The organism is Candidatus Accumulibacter similis, from assembly GCA_013347225.1.
GTDB classification, from domain to species: Bacteria; Pseudomonadota; Gammaproteobacteria; order Burkholderiales; family Rhodocyclaceae; genus Accumulibacter; species Accumulibacter similis.
This window is the reverse complement of record CP054595.1, coordinates 2,169,291-2,190,553: the sequence shown is the minus strand read 5'-3', so window position 1 is coordinate 2,190,553 and position 21,263 is coordinate 2,169,291. Positions and strand designations below refer to the sequence as shown.

The following is a 21,263-nucleotide window of genomic DNA, read 5'->3' as shown; positions in this document are numbered from 1 at the left end:
TTACCTGGCGCTCTTCATTTCCAGGCCCATCCCCTGCAGGTAGGCGATGAGGGCGTCTAGCTCGCTCTTGCCTTCGAGCTGCTTCTTCGCACCGGCGATCTCCTCGTCGGCGTAGGGAACGCCAACCTTGCGCAGAGCGCGCATCTTCGTTTCGATGGTGCTGGCATCGGCCGGCGCCTTCTCGAGGAAGGCGAAAGCAGGCATGTTCGAGTCGGGAACCACATCGCGCGGGTTGATCAGGTGCACGCGGTGCCACTCGTCGGAGTACCGTCCGCCCACACGGGCCAGATCGGGACCGGTCCGCTTCGAACCCCACTGGAACGGATGGTCGTAGACGAACTCGCCGGCGACCGAAAAATGGCCGTAGCGCTCGGTCTCGGCACGGAAGGGACGAATCATCTGCGAGTGACAGAGAAAACACCCCTCGCGGATATAGACGTCGCGGCCCGTAAGCCGCAGCGGATCGTACGGCTTGAGCCCGGTCACCGGTTCGGTGGTCGACTTCTGGAAGAACTGCGGTACGATTTCCACCAGGCCGCCGACGCTGACCACCAGCAGGGTCAGCACGATCATCAGCGGCACACTGCGTTCAACTGCTTCTTGCGTGATCTTCATTGCTTCTTCCTCGTCATGCGTGGTGAGCGGCAGGCATCAGGACGCGTGCGTCATCGACCGAGCGCCCGCCAGCGATCGTCTTGAACATGTTGTAGGCCATCACCAGCATGCCTGCCAGGAACAGAACGCCACCCAGGAAGCGGATCGCCCAGAAGGGATACGAGGCCTTGACCGATTCGACGAAGCTGTAGGTCAGCGTGCCGTCGGCATTGACCGCCCGCCACATGAGACCTTGCATCACACCGGCGATCCACATCGACGCAATGTAGAGCACGACGCCGATCGTTGCCACCCAGAAGTGCACGGTGATCAGCTTGACGCTGAACATCTCGCTCTTGCCGAACAGCCGCGGCAGCAGGTAGTAGATCGCACCAATGGAAACCATCGCCACCCAGCCGAGAGCACCCGAGTGCACGTGACCGACGGTCCAGTCAGTGTAATGCGATAGCGCATTGACCGTCTTGATCGACATCATCGGGCCTTCGAAGGTCGACATGCCGTAGAAGGAAAGCGAGGTGATGAGGAACTTGAGGATCGGATCGTCGCGCAGCTTGTGCCAAGCACCCGAAAGGGTCATGACGCCGTTGATCATGCCGCCCCACGAAGGCGCCAGGAGGATCAACGAGAACAACATCCCGACCGACTGCGTCCAGTCGGGAAGTGCCGTGTAGTGCAGGTGGTGGGGGCCGGCCCACATGTAGGTGAAGATCAGCGCCCAGAAGTGCACCACCGACAGCCGGTACGAGTACACAGGCCGCTCGGCCTGCTTCGGGACGAAGTAGTACATCATGCCGAGGAAGCCCGCCGTCAGGAAGAAACCGACCGCGTTGTGGCCATACCACCACTGGATCATCGCGTCCTGCACGCCGGCGTAGGCCGAGTACGATTTGGTCAGGCTGACCGGAATCGCAGCACTGTTGACCACGTGCAGCAGCGCGACGGCCAGGATGAAACCACCGTAGAACCAGTTGGCGACGTAGATGTGGGTCACCTTGCGCTTGGCGAGGGTGCCAAAGAAGACGACCGCGTAAGCCACCCAGACGAGCGTGATCAGGATGTCGATGGGCCACTCCAGTTCGGCGTATTCCTTGCCCGAAGTCACACCAAGCGGCAGCGTCACCGCAGCGAGAACGATGATCAGCTGCCAGCCCCAGAAGGTGAAGGCTGCCAGCCCATCGGAAAACAGCCGTGTGTGGCATGTCCGCTGGACGACGTAGTACGAAGTGGCGAACAGCGCGCAGCCGCCGAAGGCGAAGATCACGGCATTGGTGTGCAGCGGACGCAGGCGCCCGAAGTGCAGGAAGCCGAGATTCAGATCAGGCCAGACCAGTTGGGCGGCGATGATCACCCCCACCAGCATCCCGACAATCCCCCAGATGACGGTCATTACGGCAAACTGCCGCACTACCTTGTAGTTGTATGTTGACTGAGTTTCCGACATGGACTCACCTCATTCCTGATCAAGAAAACCGGCTTTCACCGCCCTGAATGCCCTTGTCCCGGGCACTGAATAAACGGATGCTATTCTAACCCCACGGCGCCAAATTTGACGCAGATCAACCTCCATGCTCGACCTGGCTGGCGCCCGCGGACAAAAAAATGGGTGCGCCTGGGCGCACCCGAAACCCCAACAGAGAAACATCCCTGGACGCCTCAGGAGGCAAATGCCTTAACACTCCCGCCGGCGACCCGCGCATTGTCGCCGCCCCGCGGAAAGCGGTCTTGACCTGCGTCAAGAGTCGCGCAGATCGGCCGGCGGCGCGCCGTCCTGGCGGTCGTCGCCGGAGTTGGCCGCCGGCGACGACCGGTCGTCATCCATCAGGATCCGGTAGGCTGGCCCCTCCATGTCGTCAAACTGGCCGCTGCGCAGTGACCACCAGAAAGCGAGCGCGATCAGGAAGACCAGCACGACGGAAATCGGGATCAGCAGGTAGAGGGTTTCCATCAGGGATCAGCTTCCGGCGGCCTTCTGCAAACGCAGCGAATTCGCCACCACCAGCAGCGAACTGCCTGACATGCCGATGCCGGCCATCCATGGAGTGATGAAACCGGCAACGGCCAGCGGCAGGACGACGAAATTATAGGCGAACGACCACCACAGATTCTGCCGAATGACGCGCAGCGCGCGGCGCGACACCCGGATGCCACGCCGCAGATGCTCGAGGTTCTCCGACAGCAGCACCAGATCCGCCTGTGTGCGCGCCAGTTGCGAACCGCCGCCCATTGCCACCGACACCTGCGCCTGGGCGAGAACAGGAGCGTCGTTGACCCCGTCGCCAACCATCGCGACGACCGCGCCCGCCGCCTGCAGGCGCCGCACATGATCGTGCTTCGCCTGCGGCGAAGCGTCTGCCACCACCTCGTCGATCGCCAGCCCCTGCGCGACGCGACGGGCGACCGGCGGACAGTCTCCGGTCAGCAGCACCACCCGCCTGCCGGCGGCACGGAGATCGGCGAGCAGCGCCGCGGCTTCCGGCCGCACGTCGTCGCCGAGGCGAAAGAGCGCGATCCAGCCGGCCTCGTCGCCCAGGGCGATCACCGTGTCGCTGCTGGCCAGCACGACCTCGGCCGCCACCGGCGTCGCCCGGCCATGCAGCGAACGCACGTAGTCCGGCCTGCCGAGGCGCAGGCGCCTGCCGCCAGAGACGGCCGTCACGCCACAACCCGGCTCGTTGCCGGACCCTTCGACTGCCGGCAGGGGGCGGCCGGCCGCTGCCTCGCGCAGAGCTCGCCCGAGCGGATGCTCCGAACTCTGTTCGAGCGCCGCCGCCAGTTCCAGGCAATCGTCGGCGCTCAGCCCGGCCAGCGGCAGCACCTCGAGCACCCGCATCTCGCCGGTCGTCAGGGTGCCCGTCTTGTCGAAGACGAAGTGGCTGGCCCGCGCCAGCGTCTCGACCGCATGACTGCGCGTCACCAGCAGGCCGGCACGGGCCATGGCGCCGCTGGCCACGGTCAGCGCCACCGGCGTTGCAAGCGACAGCGCGCAGGGACAGGTGACGACCAGCACCGAAACCGTGATCCACAGCGCCTGCCGCGGATCGATGAACCACCAGGCGAGCGCCACCGCCGCCGCCAGCAAGAGCAGCGCGATGATGAAATGGCCGGCGATGCGATCGGCCATCTCGACGAGCCGCGGCTTCTCGGTTGCCGCCCTCTCCATCAGGCGGACGATGGCCGACAGCCGAGTGGCGTCACCCACCTGTTGCACCTCGACCAGCAGCGGGCTCCCGATGTTGACCGCGCCCCCGGTCACCGCCGACCCCGGGCGCTTGTCGACTGGCGCGCTCTCGCCGGTGAGGAGCGATTCATTGACGCTGCTTTCGCCGTCGAGAACCTGGCCGTCGGCCGGGATCGTCTCGCCGGCGCGCACGAGCACCACCTCGCCCGGCCGCAGGTCGGCCACGAGAACCTGCTCCTGCCCGCTCTGCGCCGGGTAACCCGGCAGCCGGGTGGCGACCGCCGGCATCAGCCGCGCCAGCGCCTCGGTCGTGCTGACGGCCCGCTGGCGCGCCGTCATCTCGAGAAAGCGTCCACTGAGCAGGAAGAAGACGAACATCGTCACCGAGTCGAAATAGACCTCGCCGCTGGCCGTCAGGGTTGCCCAGACGCTCGCCAGAAAGGCCGCGCCGATGCCCAGCGCGACTGGCACGTCCATGCCCGCACGCCGCAGCCGCAGGTCGCGCCAGGCGCTGCCGAAGAAGGGTGCAGCCGAATAGAGGACCACCGGCAGCGTCAACGTCAGGCTCGCCCAGCGCATCAACTGTTCGACCGCTGGCGTCATCTCGCCTTCGCCCGCCAGATAAACCGGGACGGCGTACATCATTACCTGCATCATCCCGAAACCGGCGACGAACACCCGCCACAGCGCGCGGCGCCGCTCCTGCCGCGCCATCTCCTCGCTCTTCGCCGGATCGTAGGGATAGGCACGGTAGCCAATGGCGGCGATCGCCGCCAGGATCCCCGACAGGCGGATTCGCCGCTCGTCCCAGCGCACACGCGCCCGTCGCGTGGCGTAATTGATCTCCACCGATGTGACGCCTGCGAGTCGCGACAGGTGCTGCTCGTTGAGCCAGATGCACGCCGAGCAGGTGATCCCCTCGAGGATCAGTGAGGCTTCGCGTTCGCCCTGGCCGGCCTCATCCGACAGGACGCGCACGAAGCTCTTCTGGAAATCGGCATGGTCGTAAAGCTGCAGCCCCTCGACGATCGCCGGCATCGCCTCGCGCGGCGCGTCGGGCAGCGAATCGCGAGTGCGGTAGTAGTCGCCGAGGCCGTTGTCGACAATCGCCTGCGATACCGCCTGGCAACCGCCACAGCACATGGGGCGCGGCTGTCCATCGATGCGCGTACGCAGCTCGACGCCCGCCGGGATGGGCTGACCACAATGGTAGCAATTGCCGATGTTCATCACCGCAACAGACGAGGAAAAAGGCGCCAGCGCCGGTCGGCGTGGCGGCAAGCCGGGTATAATCGCACGTTTTGTCCGCCCCCACTCGCGCCCGATGCTCGTCTATCGCGGTTTTTCACAGACAGCGCCCAGCGCCACCGTCCTCACCATAGGCAACTTCGATGGCGTGCATCTCGGCCATCGCGCCCTCCTCGCCCGTCTGACGGCGGCTGCCGCCAGCGCTGGCCTGCCGGCCGCGGTCCTCACCTTCGAGCCGCATCCGCGCGAGTTCTTCGCCCCGCAGGACGCTCCGCCGCGCTTGTCGACACTGCGCGAGAAGCTCGAACTGCTCGCCGACGACGGCGTCGACCTGGTGCACGTCTGCCACTTCAACGCCGCCTTCGCCGCCCAGAGCGCAACCGCCTTCATCGAGCGGATCCTGCTCGGCGCACTGCGTGTGCGACTGCTGCTCGTCGGTGACGATTTCCGCTTCGGCGCCGGGCGCAGCGGCGACTTCGCCCTCCTCTGCGCCGCCGGCACCCGGCTCGGCTTCCGCGTCGAGGCCATGGAGAGCATCACGCTCGATGGCGAACGCGTCTCCAGTTCGGCCGTCCGCGACGCGCTGCAGGCGGGGCGGATCGAACACGCGGCACGCCTGCTCGGCCGCCCGTACACGATCGACGGCCGCGTCGTCCGTGGCGACGGGGTCGGGCGCCAGCTCGGTTTCCACACCGCCAACATCCGCATCAAGCACGAGCGGCCGCCGCTGCGCGGCGTCTTCGCCGTCGAGGTCCACGGGCTGCCCGGCGGACCGCACCGGGGCGCCGCCAACCTGGGCTACCGTCCGAGCGCCAACCAGGTGGCGCGACCACTGCTCGAAGTCCACCTGCTCGATTTCAGCGCTGACATCTATGGCGCGCACCTCAGCGTCCGCTTCCTGCACAAGCTGCGCGACGAAATGAAATTCCCCGACTTCGACGCGCTGTGCACACAGATCGGCAGCGACGTTGCCGCCGTCAAGGCCTATTTCCAGTTGTGAGAACCATCATGGCCGACTACAGGAAGACCCTCAACCTCACAGACACCCCGTTTCCGATGCGCGGCGACCTAGCCCGACGCGAGCCGCAGTGGGTTGCCGACTGGCAGAAGTCCGGTCTCTACGAGCGCATCCGCGAGGTGTCGCAGGGGCGCCCGCGCTTCGTCCTGCACGACGGACCGCCCTACGCAAATGGCGACATCCACATCGGCCACGCGGTGAACAAGATTCTCAAGGACATCATCGTGCGTGCGCGAACACTCGCCGGCTTCGATGCGCCCTACGTCCCGGGCTGGGACTGTCATGGCTTGCCGATCGAACACCAGATCGAAAAGCTGCACGGCAAGCACCTCCCCGCCGACCGTGTGCGTGCCCTGTGCCGCGCCTTCGCAAGCGAGCAGATCGAGCGGCAGAAGAAGGACTTCATCCGCCTCGGCGTCCTCGGCGCCTGGCAACAGCCCTACCTGACGATGGACTTCAAGACCGAGGCCGACGAGATCCGCACCCTCGGTCGCATCCTCGACAGGGGTTACCTCTATCAGGGTCTGAAGCCTGTGAACTGGTGCCTCGACTGCGGTTCCGCCCTCGCCGAAGCCGAGGTGGAGTATGAAGACAAGAGCTCGGCGGCGATCGATGTCGCCTTCGAAGTGCATCCCAACCACGCCGCCAAGCTGGCGCGCGCCTGCGGCCTGACGCACCTGCGCGGTCCGGCCTTCGCCGTCATCTGGACCACCACACCGTGGACGCTGCCCGCCAACGAGGCGGTCTGCGCCCACCCGGATTTCGTCTACGACCTGATCGAGACCGCCAAGGGAGCCCTGCTCCTGGTGCGCGAACTCGCGCCGGCCTGTCTGCAACGCTACGGCCTGGACGGCACGGTGATCGGCTCGGCGACCGGCAGCGCACTCGAACAGCTGTTGCTCAGGCACCCCTTCCAGGCGCGCGACGTGGCGCTGATCTGCGGCCGCCACGTCACCCTCGAGGCCGGCACCGGACTGGTCCACACGGCGCCGGCACACGGCACCGACGACTACCTGATCGGCAAGGTCTACGGCCTGCCGATGAACAATCCGGTCGCTGACGACGGCCGTTTCGTTGCCGGTACGCCGGCCCTCGCTGGCGGCGAACTCGCCGGTCGATCGGTCTGGGAAGCCAACCCGCTGGTCCTGCAGGAACTCGCCGCTGGTGGCCGCCTGCTGCACTCGGAGACCATCCGCCACAGCTATCCGCACTGCTGGCGCCACAAGACACCGATCATCTTTCGTGCGACGACGCAGTGGTTCATCGGCATGGAGCACCGTCCGCCCCCCCCGCCGTCGTCGCCGACGCACACCGGAGACGAGGAAGCGACGCTGCGCTGGCGGGCCGAACGGGCGGTCGACGAAACGCAGTTCTTCCCGAGCTGGGGACGCGCGCGCCTCGAGGCGATGATGCGCACGCGCCCCGACTGGTGCGTCTCGCGGCAGCGCAACTGGGGCGTGCCGCTGCCCTTCTTCCTGCATCGCGAGAGCGGCGAGCTGCATCCGCGCACCGCCGAACTGATCGAAGCGGTCGCGCAACGGGTAGAGCAGGCCGGCATCGAAGCCTGGTTCGCCCTCGACCCGGCCGAGCTTCTCGGCAGCGAAGCCGCCGACTACCACAAGATGAGCGACACGCTCGACGTCTGGTTCGACTCCGGATCGACCCACGCCAGCGTCCTGCGCGGCTCGCACCGTGACGACCTGGCCTATCCGGCCGATCTCTATCTTGAAGGCTCCGACCAGCACCGCGGCTGGTTCCAGAGCTCGCTGCTGATCGGCTGCGCGACCGATGGCCGCGCACCGTACAGGGCGCTGCTGACGCACGGCTTCGTCGTCGATGGCAAGGGCCTCAAGATGTCGAAGTCGAAAGGCAACGTCATCGCGCCGCAGAAGATCGCCGATACCCTCGGCGCCGAGATCCTGCGGCTGTGGGTGGCAGCGACCGACTATTCGGGCGAGTTGTCGATCTCCGACGAAATCCTCAAGCGCGTCGTCGAAAGCTACCGCCGCATCCGCAACACCCTGCGCTTCCTGCTCGCCAACACCGCCGACTTCGACCCCACGCACGACATGCCGGCGATCGAACGATGGCTGGAGATCGACCGCTATGCACTGGCGATGACGCGGCAACTGCAGGCACAGTGCGAAGCCGACTACGACCGCTTCGAGTTCCATCGCGTCGTGCAGGCGCTGCAGACCTTCTGCTCCGAGGATCTCGGCGGCTTCTACCTCGACATCCTCAAGGACCGCCTGTATACCACGGCTGCGGCTTCGCATGCCCGCCGTTCGGCGCAGGGCGCCCTGTGGCACATCCTGCAGTGTCTGCTCAAGCTGATGGCGCCGGTTCTCTGTTTCACTGCCGAGGAAATCTGGCAACTGCAGAGCGCTGACCGCCAGGACTCCGTGATGCTGCATACCTGGCAGCCGCTGCCGGCACCGGCGGACGAAGCAGCACTGGTCGATAAATGGCGCCGCCTGCGGGGCTACCGCGCCGAGGTCATGCGCGCGCTCGAGGAATTGCGCATTGCCGGCCGCATTGGCTCCTCGCTGCAGGCCGAGGTATGCATCCACTGCGACGGCGAGAAGTACGACACCCTCGCCGCCCTCGGCGACGACCTGCGCTTCGTCCTCCTCTGCTCGCAGACGACGCTCGTCCGCGACAGCCGGGAAGAGCTGCGCTGTGCGCCGCTGCCGCACGCCAAGTGCGAACGCTGCTGGCACGTTCGCGCCGACGTCGGCAGCCATCCCGAGCACCCGGGACTCTGTGGTCGCTGTCTCGACAACCTCTTCGGTGCGGGCGAAGAACGTGCCTTCGCCTAATGTCGACCGCTGGTTGTGGCTGGCGGGGATCGTCGTCGTCCTCGACCAGCTCAGCAAGTGGCTGGTGCTCGGCTGGCTGCGGCCCGGCGAAAGCGTGTACGTCGCCCCCTTCTTCAACTGGGTGCTGGTATTCAACCCGGGCGCCGCGTTCAGCTTCCTCTCCGATGCCGGCGGCTGGCAGCGCTGGTTCTTCACCGCGCTGGCGATCGGCATCGCGGCCTGGATCGTCAGCATCCTGCCGCGCCACAGTGGCGAGTTCCGGCTATCGTTGGCGCTGACCATGATCCTCGGCGGCGCCGTCGGCAACGTCATCGACCGCCTGCGCTTCGGCGCCGTCGTCGACTTCATCCAGTGGCACGCGGCCGGCTTCTACTGGCCGGCTTTCAACCTCGCCGACGCGGCAATCTGTCTCGGTGCAGCACTGATGATCTGGGACCAGTTCGCCGGCGGCAGCGCCAGGCGCGACTGCCGCCAGCCATAGCAGCCAACCGCCGTGCCACAGCAGTTCCGTCGCCAATAAGCACAGGGAAGCGCATGCAGCCAACCGCCATACCCCCAGCAGCCCGCAGCGTCGGTCGCGACAGCTACCTGACGCTGCACTACAGCCTCGCCGACCTCGATGGCAACGAATACGTCAGCACCTTCGGGCTGTCGCCCGCGACGCTGCAGATGGGTAGCGGTCAACTTGCCGAGACCCTCGAGAACTGCCTCCTCGGTCTCGCCGCCGGCGAACGCCACGTCTTCGAACTGGCTGCGAGCGACGCCTTTGGCGAGCACAATCCACGCCTGCTCGAACGGATCGCGCGCAGTGCCCTGCCGCCGGACATCGAACTGCGGCCCAATTCGCTGATCGAATTCACTTCGGCCGATGGCGGCGCGAGTTTTGCCGGCCTCCTTTGCGAAATCGACGACGACAGCGCGCTGTTCGACTTCAACCATCCGCTCGCCGGCAAGCCGATCCGCTTCGAGATCGAGCTCGTCGCCATTCTCTGAGATTCAACGCATGCGCATCCTGCTCGCCAACCCCCGCGGTTTCTGCGCCGGCGTCGACCGCGCCATCGCCATCGTCGAACGGGCGATCGAGAAGTTCGGCGCGCCGATCTACGTCCGCCACGAAGTCGTCCACAACCGCTTCGTCTGCGACAACCTGCGCGCCAAGGGCGCCGTCTTCGTCGACCACCTCGCCGACGTGCCCGCCGGCAGCATCGTCATCTTCAGCGCCCACGGCGTCTCGAAGGCGGTCATCGACGAGGCCGCCGGGCGTGGTCTGAGGGTTTTCGACGCCACCTGCCCGCTGGTCACGAAGGTCCATATCGAGGTCGCCAGGATGCGTCGCGAGGGACGCGAGATCGTCATGATCGGCCACAAGGGGCACCCCGAGGTCGAGGGAACGATGGGCCAGAGTGCCGACGGCATGTACCTCGTCGAAACCGTCAGCGATGTGCACGCACTCGTCGTCGAGACTCCTGCCCGCCTCGCCTACGTCACGCAGACGACACTCTCGGTCGACGACGCGGCGCAGGTCGTGGCGGCGCTCAGGGAGCGCTTCCCGGAAATCGTCGGCCCGAAGAAGGACGACATCTGCTACGCGACGCAGAACCGCCAGGACGCCGTCAAGCAATTGGCGCGCCAGAGTGAGGTGGTGCTTGTCGTCGGCAGCCCGTCGAGTTCGAACTCGAACCGGCTGCGCGAGGTCGCCGAACTCGTCGGCGCCCGCGCCTATCTCGTCGATCAGGCCGAGCAGATCGACCCCGACTGGCTCGCCGGCGCCAGCAGCGTCGGCGTCACCGCCGGCGCCTCGGCACCGGAAGTCCTCGTCGACCGCGTCGTTGACCGCCTCGCTGCCGGCGACCGCGACCTCGTCAGCCAGCTTGCCGGCAACGAGGAGAACGTCACCTTCGCCCTGCCGCGCGAGTTGCAGCCCTGAAGGGCCACCGGCAACCGCTCAGCGCCGGGCGGCGGCAGGCGGCGGCGCCGGGCTGCCGCGCGGGCGCGGCGCGTCGATGCCGACCCGGTCACTGACATGGCTGCTGCCGGCAGCAGCCTCGTCGAAGTCGACGGTGAAGCGCGCCTCACTGCTCACCGCAACGCCCTCGATCTCGCCCGGACGAAAACGCAGGCCGGCGAAAGCGGCCACCGCCGCGTCGCTGTAGCCGGCCGGCACGCTGCTGGCGAGCACTTCGACGCGATCGACTGCACCGTCGGCGGCGACCAGCACCCGCAGCAGGACGCGCCCGCCGCGCCCGGGGCTGCTGTCGGCCGGCGGCCGCAGCAGGGGCTCGTCCTGCAGCACGGGCGGCAGCGTCAGCTCCCGGCGCGGGAAATACCAGGTATCGGCCGCCGGCGGCAACGCCAGCACCGACGCCAGATAGGGCGGAAGCTCCGCCGCCAGCCGGCGCTCGCCGAGGGCGGCGAGCACTGCCGGAGCCAGCGCCGGAACTTGGCGTTCGACCGATGAAGAAGCCGCCGCGTCACCCGCCGCGTCCGCCGCCGGCTGCTCGACCGCGATGGCCGGCACCTCCGGCAGCGTGGGTGACGCCGCTGCCGCCTCGGCTGTCGGTGCGGCAGCCGGCGCCGGTGCCACGCGCAGAGTCGCCAGCACCCCCGTCGCTGGCTCCGCTCCGCGCCTGCCGGCCGCGGCCGGCAAGGCTTCGAGCAGGCACGCGAGCAGCAGATGCAGCAGCAGCGAAGCGATCAGCGCCCAGCGCAGGCGGCTGCGTTGCTCCTGCTGCAGCACACTGCCGGGAATGGCTGGGGTCGACAGAGGCACAGGCAGGAAGGAGGATGCCGGAGCCGGCGGAAGCTGGATTCTACCGCCCGTCGCGTCGCCACCACCGCCACTCGTCCGCCAGGACGTGCCGCACGTCGGTCGCAGCTTGTCCCGTCGCCGGCGCGAGCTATCATCTCGACATACGTGCTGCCGGCTGCGCTGCCGCGTCGCCCGCGCGATCCGCAAGGGAGTTCAATGCCGTGAAAAGACCAGATGGCTTCACCCTGATCGAGGTCATGATCGTCGTCGCGATCATCAGCATCCTTGCCGCCATCGCCATTCCCAACTACAACGACTACCTGATCCGCTCGCGCATCACGCATGCCACCTCGCAGCTCGCCGAGCGCCGCGTCCGCCTCGAGCAGTTCTTCCAGGACAACCATCTCTACTATCAGGCGGCGTCCGGCGGCAATCCGGCGATCATGTCGCCCGCCTGCGACCCGAACAACGCCGACACGACGACCAGTCCGTATTTCGACTTCAGTTGCCCGGGCCCGACCGCCACCACCTATGTGCTCACCGCCACCGGCAAGAGTTCGATGACCGGCTTCACGTACACCGTCAACCAGGCCAACCAGCGGCAGACCACCGCCGTCATCACAGGTTGGGGAACCGCGCCGGTCAACTGCTGGGTGACCAGCAAGGGAGGCGGCTGTTGAACGCCCAGCGCGGCTTCAGCCTGATCGAACTGCTCGTCGGCATCGTCATCCTCGGCGTGCTGATGGCGATGGCCGTTCCCCGCTTCAGCGACTGGCTGCGCAACGCCCGCATCCGCACCTCCGCCGAGGCGATCCAGAACGGTCTGCAGCTCGCCCGGGCCGAGGCCGTCCGGCGCAACGCGACGGTCCGCTTCCAGCTCGTCAACACCATCGACGACAGCTGCGCCCTCGACACCGCCGGTCCGCACTGGGTCGTCAGCATGGACAACCCGGCCGGCCAGTGCGCGTCGGCGCCCTCCGACACGGCGGCGCCGCGCATCATCCAGGTCCGCAACCGGGCCGAAGGCTCGGTACAGACGCTGGTTGCCGCCGGCCAGTCGGCCTTCGTCTTCAATGGCCTCGGCCGGCTGACGCCGGTGCCAGCGGGCAACGTCGCGATCGACGTCTCGAGCACCACCGGCGGCACCTGCGTCGCCAGCGGCGGTTCGGTACGTTGTCTGCGCCTGGTGGTTTCGGTCGGCGGCCAGATCCGAATGTGTGATCCGGCTTTGCCGGCGGGCGACGCGCAGGCCTGCTGATGAAGACGACGAACAGCCCGGTTGCCACCAGCCAAGCCGGCGTCATGCTCCTCGAGGCGCTGATCGCCATCCTCGTCTTCTCGCTCGGCATCCTCTCGCTGGTCGCGCTGCAGGCGACGACCGTCCAGCTCACCAGCGACGCCAAGTACCGGACCGACGCGACGCTGCTCGCCAACCGGTTGATCGGCCAGATGTGGACCAGTAGCGGCAGCCTAGCCCCTTTCCAGACCGGCGGCACGGCCTACAATGCCTGGCTCGCCGACGTCTCCGGCAGGGACGGGCTCCCCGGCGTCGTCGCCGCGTCAACCGGCGTCGTCTCGACCCTGCCGACGGTGGCGGTCACCATCAACCCCGGAGCCGCGGACGACGGCCAAGTGGTCATCACCCTCCGCTGGCGCACGCCAGAGATGCCGCTGAACGCTGCTGGACACCAGCATATCGTCGTCTCACAAGTTTCGCGCAACCCCTGATCCCGCATGAAGACGTTCGCGCCCCCGCTGCACCACGCCACTGCCCGCGGTTTCACCCTCGTCGAGGTGATGGTCGCGATGGTCATCGGCATGATCGGCATGATCATCATGCTGCAGGTCTTCTCGGCCGCCGAAGGACAGCGACGTTCGACCACCGGAACCGGCGACGCCCAGGGCAGCGGCGCGATGGCCCTGTACACGCTGCAACGCGACATCCGCCAGGCCGGCTTCGGCTTCAACGCGCTGAATGCGCTCGGCTGCCCACTCACCCTTCCGGCACCGGCGAGCCGCACGCTGGCGCAGCTCGCGCCGGTGGTGATCAACCCGCCGACGACTGACGTCCCCGCTGGCGACGCCAACAGCGACACGCTGCTGATCGCCTTTGGCAGCGGCAACGGCTCGCCCGAAGGCGATGTCGTCACTGCCGTCCTGGGGCTGCAGCTCGGCCTGCAGAGTGCCGGTTCCTTCGCCACCGGCGACCGGGTGATCGCCGGCCCTTCGGCGCCGACTGTCGGGTGTGCTCTGACCCTGGCGACGGTGACGGCGGTGACGCCGCCCGTCATCACCGTGCCGAGCAGCGGTGCCGTCGATGGCGGGACGCTGTTCAACCTCGGCCCGAACCCGCGCATCCTCGCCTACGCCATCCGCGCCGGCAATCTCACGGTCTGCAACTACATGGCGGCCAATTGCGGCGCCGCCTGTACCGCCACCGACGGCACCTGCAGCGCCAACTGGGTGCCGATCGTCAACAACATCGCCGCACTGCGCGCGCAGTATGGACACGCCTCGACCGCCACCAGTGGGGTCGACACCTGGGACCAGGCGACACCACAGCAGCCCAGCCCACCAAATCAGGACACCCTGGCCTGCAGTTGGGCGAGAACGTCGGCCGTCCGCATCGTCGTCGTCGCCCGCAACAGCCAGGTCGATCGCGATCAGGTCACCCAGCAGGCACCGGCGTGGGCAGGCAGCGGCGCCGCCGCGATCAACCTCAGCGCGCGCGCCAACTGGCAGAACTACCGTTACCGGACTTTCGAGACCGTGATCCCGATTCGCAACCTGCCCTGGATGGCCACATGTTGAGGCCCGTCGATCGGCCGCGCCATGGCTTGGCGACGGCCAGCAACAACCGGCAGCAGGGCGTCGTCCTGCTCGTCGCGCTGATCGTCCTCGTCGCGCTGACGCTCGCCGGCGTCGCCCTCGTGCGGTCGGTCGATACCGCCAACCTCGTCGCCGGCAACATGTCCTTCCACCAGTCGGCGGTCCAGGCCGGCGAGCGCAGCACCGAGCTGGCGCTCAACAACTGGCTGCAACCCAACAACACCCTGGGCAACACGACCCTGCACACCAACATCATTAATAACACCGCCTCCCCTCAGGGGCCGTTCTACATCGCCGCAGGCATCGCCCAGTCGCCGGCCACCGGCCAGTCCTGGGATGCCTACTGGGCGGCCCTGAAAGCCGGCGGCGTGGCGCCGATGGCCGCTGGCGGCACCGACGCCGCCGGCAACACCGTCCAGTACGTCATCCACCGCCTGTGCGCAACGACCGGTGCGCCGCATCTCGCCAACTGCGCGCGCGAACCGGCCAGCACCAACACCGGCGGCAGCCAGACCGCCGGCGGCATCGCACCGATCGGCAACAACCGCGTCTACTACCGCGTCACGACGCGCATCGAGGGACCGCGCCGCACGGTCGCCTACATCCAGACCATTGTTGCCCTGTAGTCCGCAGCGGGTTTCACGAGGAGCTTGCCATGACCACCAACATTCGCACCATCCGCTCGATCGTCCTGCTGAGCCTGCTGATGCTGGGCGGCAACGTCCTGGCAGCGCCAACGCAACTGGCCAACTCGCCGATCTCCGGCGCCTCGTCGGTCGAGATCGCGCCAAACATCCTCTTCGTCCTCGACGACTCGGGCAGCATGGACTGGGACTACCTGCCCGACTGGGCCGGCCTCGCGGCCGGCCTCCACCAGTCGAAGAACGCCGGCTTCAACGGCCTCGCCTACAACCCGGCAGTCACCTATCTGGCGCCGAAGTACTTCGACGCCAGCGGCGCGCCCGACACGACGACCTACCCCAGCCAGAACTCCGCCGCCACCACCGCCTGGACCTCGGTCAAGGACGACGGCTACGGCGTCCAGAGCGCCGGCCGCAGCAACCTGATCGGCAACGCCTACTACTACACGACGGTTGCCGGCGAGTACTGCACCAACCAGAGCATGAAGACCTGCGTCGCCGCGACTGCCCCAAGCGCCACCTACCCGGTCGCGGCGCGGTTGCGCTGGTGCCGGACGGCCGCCGATGCCGTCGCCGCGACGCCCGGCAGCGGCGCCTGCCAGGCGACGCAGATCGACCCCAACCCGGGGCCACCGGCGACACCGACCAACATCCCGTTCAACTACCCGCGCATGCCGGCGCCGCGAGCCAGCGTCCTCACCATCAGCGGCAGCAGCACGACCTCGGTCAGCAGCATCACCGTCGGTGGCCAGCAGATCCTCTCGGCGGCAACGCCGACGACCAGCAGCCCGGCGGTGCTCGCCGGCTACATCGAGAGCGCCATCAACGCCTGCAGCTTCACCCTCGTGTCTCCGTGCCAGGTCGTCGGCTACCGCGCCGTCGCCGTCGGCGACACCGTGACGATCAGCGCGCCGGGCCTAACCACCGCGACCCCGGTGCTCACCCAGACTGGAACGATGACGCTGACGGCAACTGCCTTCGGTCGGCCGGCGAACAATCTCGCTCCCGGCGAGAACCTGCTGACGGTCATCACCCCCAGCGTCACGCTGCCGGCCAAGGCGGCGACGCGCAGCGACTGCGCCGCCGACCCGTGCACCAACGCCGAGGAAATGACCAACTACGCCAACTGGTGGGCCTACTACCGAACCCGCATGCAGTCGATGAAGACCGCCACCAGCCTCTCGTTCCAGCCGATCGGCAGTTCCTACCGTATCGGCTACATGAGCATCAACAACAATACGACGCAGGACTTCCAGAACATCGACAGCTTCAGTGCGACGCAGAAGAAAGCCTGGTACGACAAGATCTTCGCCGCCGTCCCGAACCAGAACACACCGCTGCGCGTGGCGCTGTCGAATGCCGGCCGCCTCTACGCCGGGCGCCTCAACGGCGGCACCCTGAACGGCGTCAGCGTCGTCGATCCGGTGCAGTTCTACTGCCAGCCGAACGTCACGCTGCTGTCCACCGACGGCTACTGGAACCAGGGTGCCGGTTTCCAGTGGGACGGCACGACCGCCGTCGGCGACCAGGACGGCCCGGGGCTCGAGGTACGACCACAACTCGACGGCGGCCCCTGGAAGCAGCAGAAGATCACGACCCAGATCACCGAGACGCAGACGCCGACGCAGGCCACCCAGGCGCAGGTCACCTCCAGCCAGTTGCAGAGCCTGGATGCGCTCGTCGAGGAGCGGACCTTCACGCAGCCGCAGGAAAGCACCTCCAGGCTGCAGCGCCTGGACGGCCAGTGGCAGACCAGGACCTCGGAACTTCTTGGCCGCACCTACACGCAGGCGCAGACCAGCACGCTGACGCAACTGCAACGGCGACGGATGTTGCTGCAGAGCCGCAGCGGCCCGCTGCAGCAGAGAAGCGGCACCCTGCAGACACGCACGCAGACGCAGACGCAGGAACGGACAGCGCAACTGCAGAGCATGACGGCGCAGGTGCAGAGCAAGACCTACCAGTTGCAGCAGCGGCTGACGCAGGTGCAGCAGCGTACCTCGACCAACGCCGGCACGACCTGGAGTGCCTGGACCGACACGACCTCCTGTTCGCAACTCACGAAGGGCGCTACCGGCACCAATCGCACCGAGTGCCGGGTACTGGCGCAGACCGCGTGGACGGACGTTTCGAGCTGCTCGGTCGCCGCCGGCGGAGCAGTGCTCGTCAACCCCGGTCTCGACAGCGAAGCGACGCTCTACACCACCGACTCGCAGTGTCAATACACCTCCCCGGCCTGGGTCAACACCTCGAGCTGCACGGCGGTCGCCAAGTCCCCCGGGCCGACCAACTATACGGTCGGAACGGCGGTCGACTGTCAGACGACTTGGCCGAACCCGTGGGTGAACGCATCCTCCTGCACCCGCTCACCGACCGTCGATTGCCGTTACGACAGCTGGACGGCCTACAGCAACGTCAGCTCGTGTACCGCGCAGCCGCAGTCTTCGGGACCGAACTACACCGTCGGCCTCGCCCGCGAGTGCCTGACCAACCAGTGGACTCCGTGGGCGAACGCCAGCGGAACCTGCACCAGCTCGGCGACCGTCGAATGCCAGTACGCCTGGAACAACTGGAGCAACGTCAGCAGTTGTACCGCCAACCCCGCCTCCGCCTCGTCGCCTTACAGCGTCACGAGCCCGGTCGAATGTCAGGTCGCCTACAGTTCGTGGACGACGCTTTCGTCGAGCGCAACCTGCACCGAGGTCACCACCGGCGCCACCCGCACACAGTGCCAGTACACCGGCACGTGGCAAGGCGGTAACCCCGGCTGGTCGAACGTTGCGAGCTGCAGCGCAGTGCCCCCATCGACGGGCCCGACCTACAGCACGGTGCAGGAGTGCCAGACGGTCTGGACGGGCTATACCAACACCCCCAGTTGCACCACCAACGCGACGACCCAATGTCGGACGACCTGGACCGGGTGGAACCCGGTCGCCTCGTGCACCGTTTCATCGACCCAGCAATGCGGCTACGGCTCGTGGTCAGGCTGGAGCAACGTCGCCTCGTGCACGATCGTGAACAAGTCGCCCGGCCCCACGAACTACACGGTGGCGCTCGCCCGCGACTGCCAAGCGACCTGGCCGAATGCCTGGGTTGACGCGCCTTCGTGCACCGTCGCCTCCACCTCGTCTCTCCTCACGCAGTGTCAATACACACCATGGAGCGGCTACACCGACACCGCCTCGTGTGCCCCGGTGGCGCAGTCGACGGGCCCGACCAATTTCACGGTCGACGTGGCCCGCCAGTGCCAGACCACCTGGACCGCCTGGTCGCCGGTCGCATCCTGCACGCCGGCCACCGGCACCCGCGAGTGCCAGACGAGCTGGCCCAACCCATGGGCGAATGCGAGCACCTGCACCGTCAGCGCGACGCAGGACTGCCGCTCGCTGCCGGTCATCGGCAGCTGGACCAACGTCGCCTCCTGCAGCCCCGGCACCGTCGGCGGTCTGACGACCAACTGCCAGTACGTCGTGCCACCGCCGACCTCGCAGTTCGTCGCCAGTTGCACGCCGGGAACCTCCGGCACCGGCGTCGTCACGAGCTGCAGCACCGACACCCAGGGCCCGGTCGACGTCGCCTCCTGTACCCCCGAGCCCGCGACTGCCGCGAACAACTATCTCGAGACGACCTGCCCGATCGTCTCGCTCGGCGCCACTCCGGATACCCTCGCCGACGTCGCCGAGTACTACTGGAAGACCGACCTGCGCGACCCGTCACAGACCCCCGATCGCTGCACCGGCGGACCGGTCGTCGCGGGCGGGGTGACGACGCAGAACAACGTCTGTACCAACGATACCAAGTACCCGCGGCAGTACATGAGCACCTACACCCTCGGCCTCGGCGCCTCCGGCCTGATGCAGTACCAGGCGGACTATCTGACTGCGGCCAGCGGCGACTTCAACACCGTCAAGCTCGGCCTCGTCGCCGACCCGAGCGCCGGCGTCTGCCCATGGCAGACCATCGGCGAGTGCAACTGGCCGAAGCCGGAGAGCAACACGCAGAGCAACATCGACGACCTCTGGCATGCGGCGGTCAATGGCCGCGGCACCTACTTCAGCGCCACCGACCCGTCGTCGCTCGCCGCCGGCATCAGCGGCGCGCTGCAGACGGTCACCGTCCGCGACGGTGCCTTGGCCGCGGTGACGGTCACCAGCCCGAATCTGGCGGCCGGCAGCAACGAGCTTTTCGAGGTCTCGTTCCGCGTCGGCGAGTGGTCGGGCGACATCGTCAAGCGCACGATCGACGGCACGACCGGCGCCATCTCGGCCACCGCCGCCTGGTCGGCGCAGGCACGGCTCGACGCCAAGGTCTCGTCGGGAACCCACACCGCACGCACGATCTACCTCTTCGAATCCGGCGGCAGCAGTTCCGGCAGCGGGGTCGACAACCTCAAGCTCTTCCTCTGGGCGAACCTCAGCACCAGCCAGAAGAACAACTTCCTCTCGCCGCAGATCGATACCCTGACCCAGTTCTGCAGCATCGGCACGACCTGCCTGACGGCCACGTCAAAAACCAATGCCGAAGGCGAGAACCTGCTCAACTTCATCCGCGGCGACAAGAGCAACGAGGGGCCGCTCGCCGACCTCGGCAAGTACTACCGGCAACGGGCGCACATCCTCGGCGACATCGTCGGTTCGGAAGCGGTGTACGTCAAGGGATCGCCGTGGAACTACGTCGACTACAACTACGCCGGCTTCAAGATCGCCAACCAGACGCGCACCGCGATGGTCTATGTCGGCGCCAACGACGGCATGCTGCACGCCTTCGACGCCAGCACCGGCGAGGAGGCCTGGGCCTACGTACCGGGCGTGGTCCTCTCGCGCCTGTTCAAGCTCGCAGACAAGAACTACGGTGCGCAGAACATGCACCAGTTCACCGTCGATGGCACGCCGGTGGTCGGCGACGTCTGCGTCAGTGACTGCGCCACGCCGGCATCCGGATCGCTGCCGACCGTCTGGAAGACGATTCTCGTCGGCGGCCTGAACAATGGCGGCCGCGGCTACTACGCGCTCGACATCACCGACCCGGCAGCACCGAAGGGCTTGTGGGAATTCACCCACAACGACCTTGGCTACAGCTACGGCAACCCGGTGATCACCAAGCTCAAGGACGGCACCTGGGTGGTCATCGTCACCTCGGGATACAACAACATCTCGCCGGGTGACGGCGGCGGCCACCTGTTCATCATCAGGGCGAGCGACGGCACCCTGCTGCGAACCATCTCGACCGGTGCCGGCGACACCACCACCCCCAGCGGCCTGTCGCGGATCTCGGCCTGGGCCAACTTCCCCGACGCCAACAACACCGCGCAGCGCGTCTACGGTGGCGACCAGCTCGGCAACCTCTGGCGTTTCGACGTCAATGGCGACATCCCGCTGCCCGCCGTCCCGCCCGCGACGCCGGTATACGACGCACAGCGCCTCGCCACGCTGAAGGATCCGTCGGGTGTCGCACAGCCGATCACGACCCGGCCCGAGCTCGGCAAGGTCGGCCCGCACGCCGTCGTGTACGTCGGCACCGGGCAACTGCTCGGCACCGACGACCTGGCAACCAGCCAGACGCAGACGATCTACGGCATCAAGGACCGCCTGCTCGACGTCGACTACGGCAGCCCGCGCCCGCTCAGCCCGCCGCAGACGACGCCGACGCCCGGCGACTTCGTCGAGCAGACGCTGACCTCGGCTACCTGCCAGGCGGGCAACCCGTTCTGCACCGTCGGCCAGGCAATCGTCACGGGCACCAGCAACCCCGTGGACTTCGACGTCGACGACGGCTGGTACGCGGATTTCCCGGTCGCCGGCGAGCGTGTCAACACCGAACTGCGACTGCAACTCGGAACGCTGGCGCTGAACACAAACACGCCGACGCTCGGCGCCTGTGTTCCGGTCGGCGTCAGTTTCGCCTACTTCTTCGACTTCGACTGCGGCTGCCCGGTCGACGGTACCAACGGTCTCTCCGGCATACGACTCGGCGATTACCTGAGCAGTGCACCGAGCGTCATTCGCCTGACTGACGGCACGATCAAGGAGCTGATCCGCACCGACGCACCCGGCACCATCAGCTCGCCGGTACCGACAGCCCCGTCGCCACTCGATACCCGCCGCGTCTCGTGGCGCGAACTGGTCACCGAGTAGGAGGACAGGCTCCCGCAGGACCAAGAAAGCCG

The 21,263-nt window shown here is 67.3% G+C and carries 16 protein-coding genes; 11 read left to right on the top strand and 5 right to left on the bottom strand.

All coding sequences use genetic code 11. The features are described from left to right. From ccoO to HT579_10030, 4 genes are all read right to left on the bottom strand, one after another. Complete coding sequence (gene ccoO / locus HT579_10045) at positions 1-615, bottom strand: cytochrome-c oxidase, cbb3-type subunit II (protein QKS29218.1); 615 nt, start codon at positions 613-615, stop codon at positions 1-3. Between the two features lie 13 nt (positions 616-628). Next, complete coding sequence (ccoN, locus tag HT579_10040; GenBank protein ID QKS29217.1) at positions 629-2,056, bottom strand: cytochrome-c oxidase, cbb3-type subunit I; 1,428 nt, start codon at positions 2,054-2,056, stop codon at positions 629-631. Between the two features lie 291 nt (positions 2,057-2,347). Then, complete coding sequence (gene ccoS / locus HT579_10035; protein QKS29216.1) at positions 2,348-2,560, bottom strand: cbb3-type cytochrome oxidase assembly protein CcoS; 213 nt, start codon at positions 2,558-2,560, stop codon at positions 2,348-2,350. Between the two features lie 6 nt (positions 2,561-2,566). Continuing rightward, positions 2,567-5,023: a heavy metal translocating P-type ATPase gene (locus HT579_10030; GenBank protein ID QKS29215.1), complete on the bottom strand. Its 2,457-nt coding sequence runs from the start codon at positions 5,021-5,023 to the stop codon at positions 2,567-2,569. Between the two features lie 94 nt (positions 5,024-5,117). Between HT579_10030 and HT579_10025 the strand changes: the two genes are divergently transcribed. From HT579_10025 to ispH, 5 genes are read left to right on the top strand one after another with little or no spacing between them, the layout of a single operon-like run. Further along, on the top strand, positions 5,118-6,041 hold the full coding sequence (locus tag HT579_10025) for a bifunctional riboflavin kinase/FAD synthetase (protein QKS31596.1): 924 nt from the start codon (positions 5,118-5,120) through the stop codon (positions 6,039-6,041). Between the two features lie 8 nt (positions 6,042-6,049). Continuing rightward, positions 6,050-8,878 (top strand): isoleucine--tRNA ligase, encoded by a 2,829-nt coding sequence (gene ileS, locus HT579_10020; GenBank protein ID QKS29214.1) that lies wholly within the window; start codon positions 6,050-6,052, stop codon positions 8,876-8,878. Then, positions 8,865-9,359, top strand: a complete 495-nt coding sequence (locus tag HT579_10015) for a lipoprotein signal peptidase (protein QKS29213.1) — start codon at positions 8,865-8,867, stop codon at positions 9,357-9,359. Before ileS ends, HT579_10015 begins: the two co-directional genes overlap by 14 nt. Before the next feature lie 53 nt (positions 9,360-9,412). After that, on the top strand, positions 9,413-9,871 hold the full coding sequence (locus tag HT579_10010) for an FKBP-type peptidyl-prolyl cis-trans isomerase (GenBank protein QKS29212.1): 459 nt from the start codon (positions 9,413-9,415) through the stop codon (positions 9,869-9,871). Positions 9,872-9,881: 10 nt separating this feature from the next. Beyond that, on the top strand, positions 9,882-10,805 hold the full coding sequence (gene ispH, locus HT579_10005; protein QKS29211.1) for a 4-hydroxy-3-methylbut-2-enyl diphosphate reductase: 924 nt from the start codon (positions 9,882-9,884) through the stop codon (positions 10,803-10,805). Between the two features lie 18 nt (positions 10,806-10,823). Here ispH and HT579_10000 read toward each other — a convergent pair whose 3' ends face one another. Continuing rightward, the gene (locus HT579_10000) at positions 10,824-11,648 is read right to left on the bottom strand and encodes a TonB family protein (GenBank protein QKS29210.1); all 825 of its coding nucleotides are present in this window, start codon (positions 11,646-11,648) and stop codon (positions 10,824-10,826) included. 200 nt (positions 11,649-11,848) lie between these two features. Here HT579_10000 and HT579_09995 point away from each other — a divergent pair, with 200 nt between their 5' ends. Genes HT579_09995 through HT579_09970 form a run of 6 tightly spaced genes read left to right on the top strand, consistent with a single transcriptional unit; the run spans position 11,849 to position 21,231 of the window. Further along, positions 11,849-12,307, top strand: coding sequence for a prepilin-type N-terminal cleavage/methylation domain-containing protein (locus HT579_09995; GenBank protein QKS29209.1), 459 nt, complete (start codon positions 11,849-11,851; stop codon positions 12,305-12,307). After that, positions 12,304-12,885, top strand: a complete 582-nt coding sequence (locus HT579_09990; protein ID QKS29208.1) for a type II transport protein GspH — start codon at positions 12,304-12,306, stop codon at positions 12,883-12,885. Before HT579_09995 ends, HT579_09990 begins: the two co-directional genes overlap by 4 nt. After that, a complete protein-coding gene (gene pilV / locus HT579_09985; protein QKS29207.1) occupies positions 12,885-13,355 on the top strand; it encodes a type IV pilus modification protein PilV in 471 nt (156 codons plus the stop codon). The genes HT579_09990 and pilV overlap by 1 nt, the downstream gene beginning before the upstream one ends. Positions 13,356-13,361: 6 nt before the next feature. After that, entirely contained in the window at positions 13,362-14,438 is a 1,077-nt protein-coding gene (locus tag HT579_09980) for a PilW family protein (protein ID QKS29206.1), read from the top strand. After that, a complete protein-coding gene (locus tag HT579_09975; GenBank protein QKS29205.1) occupies positions 14,432-15,082 on the top strand; it encodes a hypothetical protein in 651 nt (216 codons plus the stop codon). Before HT579_09980 ends, HT579_09975 begins: the two co-directional genes overlap by 7 nt. 29 nt (positions 15,083-15,111) lie before the next feature. Then, entirely contained in the window at positions 15,112-21,231 is a 6,120-nt protein-coding gene (locus HT579_09970; protein QKS29204.1) for a PQQ-binding-like beta-propeller repeat protein, read from the top strand. Positions 21,232-21,263: the final 32 nt, after the last annotated feature.